This is a genomic window from Sphingomonas piscis, from assembly GCF_011300455.1.
Taxonomy (GTDB): Bacteria; Pseudomonadota; Alphaproteobacteria; order Sphingomonadales; family Sphingomonadaceae; genus Sphingomicrobium; species Sphingomicrobium piscis.
In genome coordinates this window covers 2084796-2097967 of the sequence record NZ_CP049869.1, presented here as the reverse complement: position 1 = coordinate 2097967, position 13172 = coordinate 2084796, and the positions used below count along the sequence as shown (strand labels likewise).

Annotated in this window: 12 protein-coding genes; 3 read left to right on the top strand and 9 right to left on the bottom strand. The window is 64.7% G+C overall.

Annotated elements, in window-relative coordinates:
• Nucleotides 1–4: 4 nt before the first annotated feature.
• Together G7077_RS10580 and G7077_RS10575 are read right to left on the bottom strand one after the other, a co-directional pair.
• Entirely contained in the window at nt 5–217 is a 213-nt protein-coding gene (locus tag G7077_RS10580; RefSeq protein WP_166411670.1) for a hypothetical protein, read from the bottom strand.
• Nucleotides 218–1528, bottom strand: a complete 1311-nt coding sequence (locus tag G7077_RS10575) for a pyruvate dehydrogenase complex dihydrolipoamide acetyltransferase (protein WP_166411669.1) — start codon at nt 1526–1528, stop codon at nt 218–220.
• Between the two features lie 100 nt (nt 1529–1628).
• On the opposite strand from G7077_RS10575, the gene G7077_RS10570 reads away from it, so the two are divergent.
• Nucleotides 1629–2102, top strand: coding sequence for a universal stress protein (locus G7077_RS10570; RefSeq protein ID WP_166412448.1), 474 nt, complete (start codon nt 1629–1631; stop codon nt 2100–2102).
• On the opposite strand, the gene G7077_RS10565 is transcribed toward G7077_RS10570, so the two are convergent.
• The 3 genes from G7077_RS10565 to G7077_RS10555 are packed head-to-tail and all read right to left on the bottom strand — an operon-like array spanning nt 2099 to nt 3721.
• Nucleotides 2099–2578: a GAF domain-containing protein gene (locus tag G7077_RS10565; RefSeq protein ID WP_166411668.1), complete on the bottom strand. Its 480-nt coding sequence runs from the start codon at nt 2576–2578 to the stop codon at nt 2099–2101. The two genes, G7077_RS10570 and G7077_RS10565, sit on opposite strands and share 4 nt — an antisense overlap.
• A complete protein-coding gene (gene arfB, locus G7077_RS10560; protein ID WP_166411667.1) occupies nt 2578–2988 on the bottom strand; it encodes an alternative ribosome rescue aminoacyl-tRNA hydrolase ArfB in 411 nt (136 codons plus the stop codon). Before arfB ends, G7077_RS10565 begins: the two co-directional genes overlap by 1 nt.
• Nucleotides 2978–3721 (bottom strand): RluA family pseudouridine synthase, encoded by a 744-nt coding sequence (locus tag G7077_RS10555; RefSeq protein WP_246167151.1) that lies wholly within the window; start codon nt 3719–3721, stop codon nt 2978–2980. Before G7077_RS10555 ends, arfB begins: the two co-directional genes overlap by 11 nt.
• Nucleotides 3722–3850: 129 nt before the next feature.
• Here G7077_RS10555 and ctrA point away from each other — a divergent pair, with 129 nt between their 5' ends.
• Entirely contained in the window at nt 3851–4564 is a 714-nt protein-coding gene (gene ctrA, locus G7077_RS10550; RefSeq protein WP_166411665.1) for a response regulator transcription factor CtrA, read from the top strand.
• 60 nt (nt 4565–4624) lie between these two features.
• Here the strand turns inward: ctrA and G7077_RS10545 are convergent, their stop codons facing one another.
• The gene (locus G7077_RS10545) at nt 4625–5440 is read right to left on the bottom strand and encodes an arginyltransferase (RefSeq protein ID WP_166411664.1); all 816 of its coding nucleotides are present in this window, start codon (nt 5438–5440) and stop codon (nt 4625–4627) included.
• Nucleotides 5441–5562: 122 nt separating this feature from the next.
• Nucleotides 5563–6780 (bottom strand): threonine ammonia-lyase, encoded by a 1218-nt coding sequence (locus G7077_RS10540; protein ID WP_166411663.1) that lies wholly within the window; start codon nt 6778–6780, stop codon nt 5563–5565.
• Between the two features lie 50 nt (nt 6781–6830).
• On the opposite strand from G7077_RS10540, the gene G7077_RS10535 reads away from it, so the two are divergent.
• The gene (locus tag G7077_RS10535; RefSeq protein WP_166411662.1) at nt 6831–8489 is read left to right on the top strand and encodes an amidohydrolase; all 1659 of its coding nucleotides are present in this window, start codon (nt 6831–6833) and stop codon (nt 8487–8489) included.
• Here G7077_RS10535 and G7077_RS10530 read toward each other — a convergent pair.
• Both G7077_RS10530 and metH read right to left on the bottom strand, forming a co-directional pair.
• Nucleotides 8464–10446, bottom strand: coding sequence for a protein-disulfide reductase DsbD family protein (locus tag G7077_RS10530; protein WP_425505278.1), 1983 nt, complete (start codon nt 10444–10446; stop codon nt 8464–8466). The two genes, G7077_RS10535 and G7077_RS10530, sit on opposite strands and share 26 nt — an antisense overlap.
• A gap of 102 nt (nt 10447–10548) precedes the next feature.
• Nucleotides 10549–13170: a methionine synthase gene (gene metH / locus G7077_RS10525; RefSeq protein WP_166411661.1), complete on the bottom strand. Its 2622-nt coding sequence runs from the start codon at nt 13168–13170 to the stop codon at nt 10549–10551.
• Between the last annotated feature and the right edge of the window lie 2 nt (nt 13171–13172).

Genomic DNA, 13172 nt, shown 5'->3' with positions numbered 1-13172 from the left:
CCGCTCATCGCGAGTGCCAGTTGAAGACGAGCCGGAGGCAGACCGCCGCCCCAACGGCAAGGGGGACGGAGAACAGCAAACCAGGCGACCCGGCCAGCGGACGAATGGTGCCCACTCCTGCCCAGCTGTTCAACCAGATGCCGTCGGGCCCTCCGAACGCAAGCGGAAGGGCAAACCCCAGGATGGCACCGATCAGCAGGGCGGTGAGCCACCGCACTTAGGCAAGCATACCCAGCGGGTTTTCAACGAGCTGTTTGAAGGCCTGCATCAGCTTGGCGCCATCCGCGCCGTCGATGGCGCGATGGTCGAAGCTGCCCGTCGCCGACATGACCGTGGCAACCTGAAGGCTGTCGTTGACCACGTAGGGCCTCTTCTCGCCGGCGCCGATCGCCATGATCATGCCCTGCGGCGGGTTGATGATCGCCTCGAACTGCTTGATGCCGTACATGCCCATGTTGCTGAGCGACGCAGTACCGCCGGTATATTCGGCAGGCTGCAGCTTGCCCTCTCGGGCTCGGCCGGCGAGGTCCTTCATCTCGGTCGAGATTGAGGCGACGCCTTTGCCCGCCGCATCGGCGATGATCGGAGTGATCAGGCCGCCCTCGATGCTGACCGCGACGCTGATGTCGGCGCGGGTGAATTTTAGCAATTGGTCGCCGGTGAACTGGACGTTGCACTCCGGCACCTGGATCAGCGACACCGCGAGCGCCTTGATCAGCAGGTCGTTGACGCTGAGCTTCACGTTACGCGGCGCGAGACTGGCGTTCAGTTCGCCGCGGAGCTTCAGCAGCGCGTCGAGGTTGATGTCCACCGTCAGATAGATGTGCGGAACCGTCTGCTTCGACTCCGTCAAGCGGCGCGCAATCGTCTTGCGCATGTTGCTGAGCTTCTCCGCTTCATGCGGAATGTCGCTGGTCGTGGCATGAGGCGCCGCAGGCGGAGTCGCCGCGCTTGCCTGAGGGGCGGGGGCTGCGGCCTTGGGTGCGGCACCAGCGACGGAAAGGTCGGCCTTGACGATGCGTCCGCCAGGGCCGCTTCCCTGTAGAGACGAGAGGTCGACGCCCTGCTGTTCGGCTAGACGGCGGGCCAGCGGGGAGGCCTTGATTCTCTCGCCGCCGCTCTGGGCCGGCTGAACCGTAGCGGCTCGGGCGATCTGCTTGTCCTCGGCGGGATTGGTGCCGTAGCCCTTCACTTCCGGTTCCGGCGTTGGGGCAGTGGCAGCCGTCGGAGCAGGTGCCGCGTCGGCCTTCGGCGCAGGCGCGGCTGCAGCAGCGCTGGCATCCTCACCCTCACCGGCCAGGATCGCGATCGGCGTTCCGACCTTCACCCCGTCCGTGCCTTCGCCGACCAGGATCTTGGCAATCGTCCCCTCGTCGACCGCCTCGAACTCCATGGTTGCCTTGTCGGTCTCGATCTCCGCCAGGATGTCGCCGGAGCTGACCGTGTCCCCCTCCTTGACCAGCCATTTGGCAAGAGTGCCTTCCTCCATGGTCGGGGACAGCGCGGGCATTTTCAGTTCCAACGGCATGGGCGTCGCATCTCCAAGAACAAGTCGGCTCAAAGCCAATGCGCGCGCCCCGGTCAAGGGTGCCTTGCGCTTCGCCGTGGTTTCAAGCAGCTAGGTGGTGATGCCAACAGGGGCCGCCAAACGCATCTATCTCGTCGTGATCGACGACAGCGCCGAGGCGCGCGTCGCGCTTCGCTTCGCGGCGAGGCGCGCGTCCAAGACGGACGGGCGCGTGGAAGTGCTGGCGGTCGCCGCGCCGCAGGACTTCGTCCAGTGGGGCGGAGTCCAGCAGGCGATCGAGGAAGAACAAAGGCTGCGGATCGAAGGCATCGTCAGCGGCGCCGTCGGCGAGTTGCTCGACGAGGCGGGGATCGAGCCGACCATCGTCGTGCAACAGGGTGAACCGGTGAAAACGGTGCGCGACTATATAGGCCAGCGCCAGGATGTCGCGGCGCTGGTGCTGGGGGCGACACCTTCAGGCGATCCGGGGGCGATGGTTGAAGCGTTCACCGGCACCGATGCTGGCAAGCTGCCCTGCCCGGTCATGATCATCCCGGGCGGATTAAGCGACGAGCGACTTGAGCAGCTGAGCTAAAGGATCCGGGCGAGAAGCTCACAGACCCGAACACAGCCCGCTTCATCCTCGGCATCGAACCGGCCTTTTGACGGGCTGTCGAGATCGAGCACTGCGATCAGCTTGCCGTCGCGAACAATCGGGATGACCAGTTCGCTCGCACTCGCCGCATCGCAGGCGATGTGACCGGGAAAGGCGTGGACATCGTCGACTCGCTGAACTTGCTTTGCCTCGGCCGCAGCGCCGCAAACGCCTTTGCCGAATGGAATGCGGATGCAGGCCGGACGGCCTTGAAACGGCCCCAGGACCAATTCACCGTCCACGTTGCGGTAAAACCCGGCCCAGTTCAGGTCGGGCAATGTCTCCCAGATCAATGCCGCCGCATTGGCCATATTGGCGATCGGGTCAGGCTCGCCCGCGATCAATCCTTCCAGCGCAGACTGAAGGTCGCGGTACATGGTCGCCTTGTCGGCCGCTTCGATCTTGAAGTCGTACATCAGTAATCCGTCACTTTCCCGCGGCCCTGCTTGACCGTGCTGCGCTGCTTTTTGCTGTCGACCCGCTGCGCCTTGGCCGCCCGGCTCGGCTTGGTCGGCCGGCGGCGGGCCTGCACCACATGGGCATCGGCAATCAGTTCCGCCAGCCGCCGCCGCGCATCCTGCCGGTTGGCGTCCTGCGTGCGAAACTTGCGGGCGGTGATGAGAAGCTCGCCGCCGGACGTCACCTTGCTTCCGGCAAGTTCCTTCAAGCGGTGGTAGGCGGTGGGGTTCAGTCCAAGTTTGAACAGATCAACGCGCAGCTGTACCGCCGTTGCCACCTTGTTGACGTTCTGCCCGCCCGGCCCGGTCGCCGCGAGGAACGTTTCGCTCAGCGCCTCGTCGGGAATGGTCACATCTTCAGGACGCATTCCGCCACTCGCCGAAATGCTCCGGCAGCGGAGCGGTGACGTCGATGGTCGCATGATTGTCGCGCGGCACCACGAGGCGCGTGGCATGGAGCAGCATCGGCCCACCCGGCACCCCATAGACCCGATCGCCGACGATGCCGCATCCGAACGCCTCGCGGGCATGCGCGCGGATCTGGTGCGTTCGACCGGTTACCGGACGGAATTCGACGAGGCTGCGCCCGTCCCGTGTAAGCAGCGTGCGCCAATGCGTGGTCGCGGTCTGCCCCTCAGCGTCGGGCACCATTTTCCAGCCGCCCTCGAAGCTCGACTTCTTGCCCAACGGGACGTCGATCACGCCCTCGACGTCCGCCACCTCGCAACCGACGACGGCAAGATAGAATTTACCCACCTGCCGTGCCTCGAACGCCTTTTGGAGGCGGGCCCGCGACTTGGGACTGCGCGCGAGCAGCAGGCAGCCACTGGTATCCTGGTCAAGTCGGTGCATCGGCACCGGCAGTCGCTTAAATCCACAGTGAAGTTCATCCAGTCTGGACGTTAAACTCGGGCCGCCGCGGCGTGGCTCGTCCACCGGCAGCCCCGCCGGCTTGTCGATAACGATCGCTTCCGCGTCGATGTAGAGGATGCGTTCGGCAAGGGTCACAGGACCGTCATTGCGGGGAGCGGTGCGACGAAGCAATCCAGTTCTGTTCGGCTCGATTGCGCGCAACGAAGCGGCCTGTGACTCGTCCGCCACGACTCTCAAGGATTCCAGCCAGTTACGCATTATTAACCTTTTGCCTTCATTCCCCGAATGGTTAATGACTGCTTCAAGGCTCTTAAGGCGGGGTAACAAACCTTAAGGTCGGGAACGGGGAGAGCTTAAATGCGTGTGCTGCTGATCGAAGACGAACCGACCACCGCCAAGAGCATCGAACTGATGCTCGGGACCGAAGGCTTCAACGTCTACACGACGGATCTTGGCGAAGAGGGTTTGGACCTCGCCAAGCTTTATGATTACGACATCATCCTACTCGATCTTAACCTTCCCGACATGCACGGTTATGACGTGCTTAAGAAGGTGCGCACCGCCAAGGTCGGCACTCCCGTCCTGATCCTGTCCGGAATCGGCGAGATGGACAGCAAGGTCCGCGCCTTGGGCTTCGGCGCCGACGATTACGTCACCAAGCCGTTCCACCGCGACGAACTGGTCGCTCGAATCCACGCCATCGTCCGCCGCTCGAAGGGCCATTCGCAGTCGGTCATCCGCACCGGCAAGCTGGCCGTGAACCTCGACGCCAAGACGGTCGAAGTCGACGGCAGCCGAGTTCACCTGACCGGCAAGGAATATGCGATGCTGGAGCTCTTGTCGCTCCGCAAGGGCACGACCCTCACCAAGGAAATGTTCCTCAACCACCTCTACGGCGGCATGGACGAGCCGGAATTGAAGATCATCGACGTCTTCATCTGCAAGCTGCGCAAAAAGCTCAGCCTCGCCTGCGGCGGCGCGAACTACATCGAAACGGTCTGGGGCCGCGGCTACGTGCTGCGCGACAGCGAGAGCGAAGGCAGCTTCGAACCGGAAGTCGCGGTCGCCTGAAAGGACGACTAAGCGGGGCACACAAAAGGGCGGGGCGCTGAACAAGCGCTCCGCCTTTTCTTATGCGCTGAGCAAGCTCCCGCGTCGCTCGCGGCGTACCGGCAGGTCGAGCAATCTACGGTCCGCCTCGGCGCCCGGCCCGACCTCGTCCATCCGGCGCCAGCCGTCGCGGCCGAGCCGCTCCATTGGCTGGAACGTCGTCTTGTACTGCATGCGCGGTGAGCCCTCGACCCAATAGCCGAGGTAGACGTAAGGCAGCCCTGCCTTTGCGGCACGCGTGATGTGATCGAGGATGATGTAGGTGCCTAGCCCCTTGCGGGAGTCGGGCCCGACGTCGAAGAAGCTGTAGATCATCGACAGGCCATCGCCCTGCTGATCGGACAGGCAGGCGCCGACCAGCTTGCCCGGTCGACCATCCACAGAGGGCTCGCGATATTCGATCAGATAGGTCTTCACCGGGGTCTGCTCGACCATGTCGGCGAAGTCGCTCTCGTCCATTTCCGCCATGCCACCGCCCGGGTGACGCTGGGCGAGGTAGCGGCGAAGGAGTGCGAACTGCTCTTCGGTCGTCCACGGCTTGCAGGCGGTAACTTCCAGGTCGCCGTTGCGGCGAAGCAATTTGCGGTGAGTCGCACTCGGCTCGAACTCGGCGGCGAGTACCCGAACCGACACGCAGGCGGAACAATCGATGCAGCTGGGGCGGTAGGCGACGGACTGGCTGCGACGAAAGCCGATCCGGCCCAGCGCTTCGTTGAGCTCGGTTGAGTGACGGCCGTTCAGCTCGGTGAACACTTTGCGTTCGACCTTGCCCGGCAGGTAAGGGCACGGGCTTGGGCTGGTGACGAAGAATTTCGGGAAGCGAAATGGAGCGCTCACCCGGCCGCCTTTCCTAAATGGTTACAGACACCTTTATGATGCTGGTAAACGCCCTTGAAAAGGCCGCGGTGCCCGGAAAAGGTGGTTAACGGCCTTTTGTCCTAATTTGGGCCGCGTGCGCCCTAGTCCAGCAGCGCCCGATCGACCTTGAAGCCGACGCTTTCGAGCAGGGTGATCAGATGGTCGATCGCACCTGGATCGCGCGCCTCGCACTCCACCTCCACCACCGCATCCTTGGCCGGCAGGCGGCTGAAGATCCGGCTGTGATTGATCTCGATGATGTTGACCTTGGCCGCCTCGAACTGCGCGGCGATGAGCGCCAGCGCACCCGGCCGGTCCTCGACCTCGATGTGTAGCCGGCCGATGCGGCCGCTGCGCACCAGGTCGCGGACCAGCACGTTCGCGAGCAGGTGCGTGTCGATGTTGCCGCCGCAAAGGATCGTGCCAACCGTCCGCCCCGCGAACTTATGCTTGTGGGTCAGCATGGCGGCCAGTCCCGCGGCGCCAGCGCCCTCGACCACCGATTTCTCGATCGACACGAGCATGGCGACCGCCTGCTCCAGCGCCCGTTCCGGCACCAGCAGCACTTCGTCTACCAGTTTTTGGAGCATTGATGAGGTCAGCTCGCCCGGCTGCTTCACCGCAATGCCTTCGGCCAAAGTGTCCCCGCCGAGCGGAAGGTTGCACCCTTCGATGGCGCACTTCATCGACGGGTAGAGCTGCGCCTGCGCCCCGAACAGGGCGATTTGGGGCTTCAGCGCCCGCGCCGCGGTGCCCACGCCGGATAGAAGACCGCCGCCGCCGATCGGGACACACAAGGTGTCGATGTCCGGCGCATCCTCCAGCATTTCCAGCGCGATCGTGCCCTGCCCGGCGATCACCTGCGGATCATCGAACGGGTGGACGAACACATAGCCTTCCGCCGCCTCCAGCTCGCGCGCTTTGGCATAAGCGTCGTCGAACATGATGCCGTGGATCACGACCTTGGCGCCATGCTCCTCCGTTTGGGTGATCTTCACCAGCGGAGTCGCCTGCGGCATGACGATTACCGCGGGGATGCCCAGCCTTTTGGCATGGTAAGCGACGCCCTGCGCATGGTTTCCGGCGGAGGCCGCGATGACTCCGCGCTTCTTCTCCTCGTCCGTCAGTTGCAGCAATTTGTTGAGCGCACCGCGCTCCTTGTAGGCGGCAGTGAGCTGCAGATTCTCGAATTTCAGCCAGACGTCGGCGCCGACGATTTCCGACAGCGCCTTGCTCTTGAGCGTGGGCGTGCGAATCACCGCGCCGTGGATGCGTTGGGCGGCAGCGCGGATGTCGTCGATCGTCGGTGGAACCAGCATGGGCAGCGACTAGCCCTTCCGGCGGGACGGAACAATGCTAGGGATACGGCATGCTAAAACGCTTCGCACTGCTTGCCGCCCTCCTCTCTTCCCCCGCTTTCGCCGACACGCTCGTCACCAATGTGAAAGGCGTCCAGGTCGGTGCCGACGGCAAGCTGCAGCGGTTCGGCGCGATGACGATCGGCGAAGACGGCAAGGTCCGCCAGCTGATCGAACGCCCGGAATTGGTGCGGTTGGCAAATATCACGAGCACGATCGACGGTGGTGGACGGACCCTGCTCCCCGGCCTGATCGACGCCCATGGGCATGTGATGGGGCTTGGGATGGGCGCACTGCAATTGGACGTGACCGGCGCATCGTCGCTGTCCGACCTGCAGCAGCGCTTGAGAGCCTATGCCGCCGCCAACAACCGTCTGCCGTGGATCATCGGCCGCGGCTGGAATCAGGAGCTTTGGTCTGGCAAGGCGTTCCCAAGCGCCGCCGATCTCGACCGGATCGTCGCGGATCGGCCGGTGGTGCTCGAGCGGGTGGACGGCCACGCATTGGTTGTGAACAGCGCCGCCTTGACGGCTGCCGGGATCACGTCCGCAACGAAGGATCCGATTGGCGGCAAGATCGAGCGTGACGCTCAAGGGCGGCCAACCGGCCTGCTGATCGACGCTGCGACCAAGATCATCGAGGCCAAGAAGCCCAAGCAAACACTCGCCGACCGAGTGACAGGACTGGCCAAGGCGCAGTCGATCTTGCTGTCCTACGGGGTGACCGCCACGGCCGACATGGGAACCTCCCGTGACGAATGGTTGGCCATGCGGGCGATGGGCGACGATGGCCGACTCAAGCTGCGGATCATGTCCTATGCCACCGTCAACGATCCGCTGGAGACGGCTGCCGACACGAAGGTCTGGCACTACGGCGACCGGCTTCGGATGGGCGGCGTCAAGATCTACGACGATGGCGCGCTCGGCTCACGCGGGGCCTGGCTGAAGCGGTCCTACGCCGATGCGCCGAACACACGCGGTCTCCAATTCCTTTCCAACGCCCAGCTTCGCGAACAGCTGAGCCGTGCCCTGTCACTAGGGTTGCAACCGGCGGTTCACGCCATTGGCGATGCTGCAAACGCCCAGGTCATTTCGGCCTATGAGGCGCTCGGCAAGAGATACGGCAAGGCGCGCCGCTTCCGGATCGAGCATGCGCAGGTCGTCGACCCGGTCGACATTCCGCGTCTCGCCAAAGCGGGGATCATTGCCTCAATGCAGCCGACGCACCAGACCAGCGACAGGTTGATGGCATCCGAGCGGCTTGGAACGGCGCGGCTGGGCGGTGCTTATGCCTGGCGCACCATCGCCCGCAGCGGAGCGCGGCTCGCCTTCGGGTCCGATTACCCGGTGGAAAGCCCCAATCCCTTCCCGGGACTGTCGGCCGCGGTCAGCCGTCAAGACCCGAACGGACAGCCCCGCGGTGGCTGGCGGCCGCAGGAGCGCGTCAGCTTCGAGCGAGCATTGGCAGGGTTCACCCGCGACGCGGCTTATGCAGGCTTTGCCGAGGACAGGATCGGAAGCCTGGAACCCGGCAAGTGGGCCGACTTCATCCTCGTCGACCGTGATCCCACCGTGGTCAACCCGCAGGAGCTTGCCGGCACCACGGTGCTGCAGACCTGGATCGCGGGTGAGAAGGTGTTTGACGCTAGCGCGCCGTCGCCCGGGAAATGAGCATGCCCGGTGTCAGCACCTGCGGCAGTTCCTCGGCCGGCTGGCCGGGCGCATACCAGAGGTAGAGCGGAACACCCGCCCGCCCGCGGCTTTCGAGGAAGCGGGTGATCGCCGGGTCGCCGTTCGTCCAGTCGCCGACGAGCACCTTTACGCCAGCTTTCTCGAATGCATCCTGCACTTCCGGTCGGTCGATGGCGGCTGCTTCGTTCGCCTTGCAGGTGAGGCACCAGTCGGCGGTGAAATAGACGAACACGGGGCCTCCCTGCCCTAGCTGGGCCGCGACCTTGGCTTCGCTCCACGCATTGACGCTCTTTGCAGCCGCCGAGCGCGGGGCCGGGCCGGGAACGGCAATCATTGCGCCCAAGGAGACCAGCACGATCACCGCGGCGATGGCCCAACCTTGCCGGCGCTCACCATTGCGTTGCGCCCAGCCCCAGCTGACCAGCATTGCGGCGACGATCACCCCGGCCGCGGCGGCCAGTTGAAGCGCCGGCATCCCGCCTTGACGCCACAGCAGCCACAAACAGGCGGCGGCTGTTGCGGCCATCGGAATGGCAAGGAAGCGCTGAAGCCGCGCCATCCACGCCCCGGGCTTGGGTAAGCGTCGCCGGAGTGCTGGGACGAATGCGACCAGAACGAACGGCAGTGCGAGCCCGAACCCCAGCGCCGCAAACACGAGCAGCGATCCGGCCGGCGGTAGCAGGAGGGCGGCACCAAGCGCCGCCCCCATGAATGGGCCTGCGCAGGGTGTCGCGACAAAGGCGGCGAGAAGGCCGGTTCCGAAGCCGCCGGCCGGGCGAGCGCTGCCGCCAAGCACTGGCAGCTCGAACAGGCGCAACAGGTTCAGGGTGATCGCAAGCGCCAACAGGAACAGCAGCACGATCGTCCGGGGATCCTGCAGCTGAAACGCCCAGCCCACCGCCGATCCGCCGGCACGGATGGCGAGGATCGCGGCGCCAAGTGCACCCGTCCCGACGATTGCGCCCGCAGCATAAGCCAATGCGTCCCGCCGCGCCTCTCGCGAATCGCCGCCCGCTTTGGACAGGTGCAATGCCTTCAGCGCCAGGATCGGAAACACACAGGGCATGAGGTTGAGCAGGATGCCGCCTGCAATGGCGCCCAGGAGAGCCCACAGGAGCGTGGTCTCGCTACCCCCGGTAGTCCCGCTCGCGTCCGGCACCGCTCCCGGAACGGCTTGGAAGGACAGGCCGCGTCCATCGCCAAGCGCCACCACACCTTCGAACCGGTTGGCGCCGCCTCCCTTCCGCGGAAGTTCCGCGACCAGCGTGTCTCCCGAGCGGCTGAACTTCTGCTCGCCGGCATAGTCGCCGATCTTCTCGGTCGCGAGGAATACATAAGGTTCGTCCGCCCGAACGCTTGCAGGAAGCGGAATGGCGAGACGAAGCTTGTCGCCGGCGGTGGCAAACTGCACCGGTGCAGCAAGCGGCTGAGGCAAGGCCTGGCGCCATGTGTCGAACTGCGGGCGGCGATCCGGAGCTCCCGTTCCCACGACAAGGTTGGTGGAAAGCTCACCCTCCTCCGGCACGCACACCTTGTCGGTACAGGCGAGCCAGCGGGCAGCGGCGCGGATCGGCACGGTTCCACGCGCATCCGCCGGCACCTTCAACCGGACGAGCACGGCATATTCCCGCTCGAACACATAGTTCATGAGGCCGGCGATCAGCAGCCTGGTCGGCACCGGGTACCGCAAAGGTCCGACGCTCGCGCCATCGGGCAGCGTCCAGTCCACCGTCATCGGCAGGCCGGCGTCGCCAGGGTTCTGCCAATAGCCGTGCCACCCCGGATTCGTCCGCATGTGAAGCGCCAGCTCGACCTCACCGCCGGGCTGGACTGGACCTTCCGCCACCATTTCGGGTTCGATGCCCCGTGCTTGGGCAAGCGTGGGGAGAAGAAGGAGGGCTGCGAGGAGGACGAGGATACGTTGGATCACGGTCACGTCATTGCGAGTAGCGGAGCGACGAAGCAATCCAGTTCTTCGGCCCTTTGATTAGTGGACCAACGCTCGCTGCCGCTCACGCTCCGCGTGCGATGAAGAAACCTAGTCGAGGTTCGGTCGCAGCCAACGCTTGGCCTGATCGAGGTCGACATCGCGCCGTTCCGCATAGTCGGCGACCTGGTCCTCACCGATCCTCGCTACACCGAAATAGTCGCTGTCGCGGTGCGCGAAGTAGAAGCCGGACACGGCCGAGGTCGGAAGCATCGCGAAATTCTCGGTCAGGGTCACGCCGGCCGGGTCGCCACCCAGCATGTCGAACAGGATAGGCTTGAGGCTATGATCCGGACAGGCCGGATAGCCGGGGGCCGGGCGAATGCCCTGGTACTTCTCGCGGATCAGCTGCTCGTTCGACAGATGCTCTTCGGCATAGCCCCACAGGCGGTTGCGGACCTCGGCGTGAAGCACTTCGGCAAAGCTTTCCGCCAATCGGTCAGCCAGCGCCTTCAGCAGGATGTCGTTATAATCGTCATTGGCTTCCTTGAAGCGCGCGAGGTGCGGCTCCAGCCCGTGGATGCCGACCGCGAAGCCGCCGAACCAATCCTCCTCGTCCGGATCGATGAAGTCGGCGAGGCACATGTTGGCGCGCCCTTCGCGCTTCTTCACCTGCTGGCGAAGCATCGGCACGCGGGTCCAGTCGTTGCCGGCGAGCACGAGGATATCGTCGCCCTCCCGCTTCGCCCGCCACAAGCCGACGGTGCCCCGCGCGGTCACCCAACGCTCGGCGATCATCTGGTCGAGCATGGCGTTGGCATCGTTGAACAGGCTGGTCGCGCTCTCGCCCACGACCTCGTCGGTCAGGATTGCCGGGTAATTGCCGGCAAGCTCCCAGGCGCGGAAGAAAGGCGTCCAGTCGATGGAGGCGCGCAGGTCGCGAAGCGGCCACTCGCCGAACTGGTGAACCCCGGGATTGTGCGGGGGCGGCACCTTGCCCTCGCGGTCATAGGCCTGACCGTTGGCGCGTGCGTCTGCCAGCGTCGCAAGCTCGTTCTGACCGCCACGGGCGCGGGCAATCCGCACCTGCTCATATTCCTCGGCCGTTTTCTGAACGAACGGGTCCTTCTGCGTGTCGGACATAAGATTGGACGCGACGCCGACCGCCCGGCTGGCGTCGAGGACGTGGATCACCGGCCCGTTGTAGGCCTGGTCGATGCGCAGCGCGGTATGCGCCTTGCTGGTGGTCGCGCCGCCGATCAGCAGTGGCATCGACATGGCCGAGCGCTGCATCTCGCTCGCCACGGTCACCATTTCGTCGAGCGACGGGGTGATCAGGCCCGACAGTCCGATCATGTCGGCGTTGTTGTCGTTCGCCGCTTTAAGGATGTCCTGCCACGGCACCATGACGCCCAAGTCGACGACCTCGAAGCCGTTGCACTGCAGGACCACGCCGACAATGTTCTTGCCAATGTCGTGAACGTCGCCTTTGACGGTCGCCATGACGACCTTGCCCTTGCCCTGGGTGACGCCGTTCTTTTCCTTTTCCTGTTCGATGAACGGGAAAAGGTAGGCGACGGCCTTCTTCATCACGCGGGCGGATTTCACCACCTGCGGCAGGAACATCTTGCCGGCGCCGAACAGGTCGCCGACGACGTTCATGCCGTCCATCAGTGGACCTTCGATCACCTCGATCGGACGCGCGAACTGCTGGCGTGCTTCTTCGGTATCCTCAACGATGTCGCTATCGATGCCTTTCACCAGCGCATAAGACAGGCGCTCGGCGACCGGCAGGCTGCGCCACTCGGCAAGCTTCTTTTCCGCCGCTGCGTCGGTGCCGCGATATTTCTCGGCCAGGTCGACCAGCCGCTCGGTCGCATCGTCGCGGCGGTCGAGGATGACGTCCTCGCAAGCCTCGCGAAGCTCTGGGTCGATCTGGTCATAGACGTCCAGCTGGCCGGCATTGACGATGCCCATGTCCATGCCGGCGGGAATGGCGTGGTAGAGGAAGATGCTGTGCATCGCCCGGCGCACCGGCTCATTGCCGCGGAACGAGAAGCTGAGGTTGGAAAGCCCGCCGGAGATGTGCGCGCCGGGGCAGCGGGCGCGGATCTCGCGCGTCGCCTCGATGAAATCGATGGCGTAGCGGCGATGCTCGTCGATGCCGGTCGCGACCGCGAAGACGTTCGGATCGAAGATGATATCGGCGGGGTCCGTGCCGTGCTGGACGAGAAGCTTGTAGGCCCGCTCGCAAATCTCGACCTTGCGCTCCTTGGTGTCGGCCTGGCCGACCTCGTCGAAGGCCATGACGACGACCGCGGCGCCATAGTTTCGGCACTTGGCGGCGAGCTCCAGGAACGGCCCCTCGCCTTCCTTGAGGCTGATCGAGTTGACGACCGGCTTGCCCGACACGCACTTCAGACCCGCCTCGATCACGCTCCACTTGGAGCTGTCGACCATCACCGGCACCCGGGCGATGTCCGGCTCGGCGGCGATGCGCTTCAGGAAGGTCGTCATCGCCAGCTCGGAATCGAGCAAGGCCTCGTCCATGTTGACGTCGATGATCTGGGCGCCATTCTCGACCTGGTCGCGCGCGACCTCGACGGCGGCGTCATAGTCGCCGTTGAGGATCAGTTTCTTGAACTTGGCCGACCCGGTGACATTGGTGCGCTCGCCGACATTGACGAAGCGCGCGCCGGCAGCGGCCGCTTGTTCCACGTTGCTCTGTTCCATTG

Bases quoted from the DNA above. Each gene is read 5' to 3' on its own strand.
- G7077_RS10575 (WP_166411669.1), bottom strand. From the start codon at position 1,528: ATGCCGTTGGAACTGAAAATGCCCGCGCTGTCCCCGACCATGGAGGAA.
- G7077_RS10570 (WP_166412448.1), top strand. From the start codon at position 1,629: ATGCCAACAGGGGCCGCCAAACGCATCTATCTCGTCGTGATCGACGAC.
- G7077_RS10565 (WP_166411668.1), bottom strand. From the start codon at position 2,578: ATGTACGACTTCAAGATCGAAGCGGCCGACAAGGCGACCATGTACCGC.
- arfB (WP_166411667.1), bottom strand. From the start codon at position 2,988: ATGCGTCCTGAAGATGTGACCATTCCCGACGAGGCGCTGAGCGAAACG.
- ctrA (WP_166411665.1), top strand. From the start codon at position 3,851: ATGCGTGTGCTGCTGATCGAAGACGAACCGACCACCGCCAAGAGCATC.
- G7077_RS10540 (WP_166411663.1), bottom strand. From the start codon at position 6,780: ATGCTGGTTCCACCGACGATCGACGACATCCGCGCTGCCGCCCAACGC.
- G7077_RS10535 (WP_166411662.1), top strand. From the start codon at position 6,831: ATGCTAAAACGCTTCGCACTGCTTGCCGCCCTCCTCTCTTCCCCCGCT.
- metH (WP_166411661.1), bottom strand. From the start codon at position 13,170: ATGGAACAGAGCAACGTGGAACAAGCGGCCGCTGCCGGCGCGCGCTTC.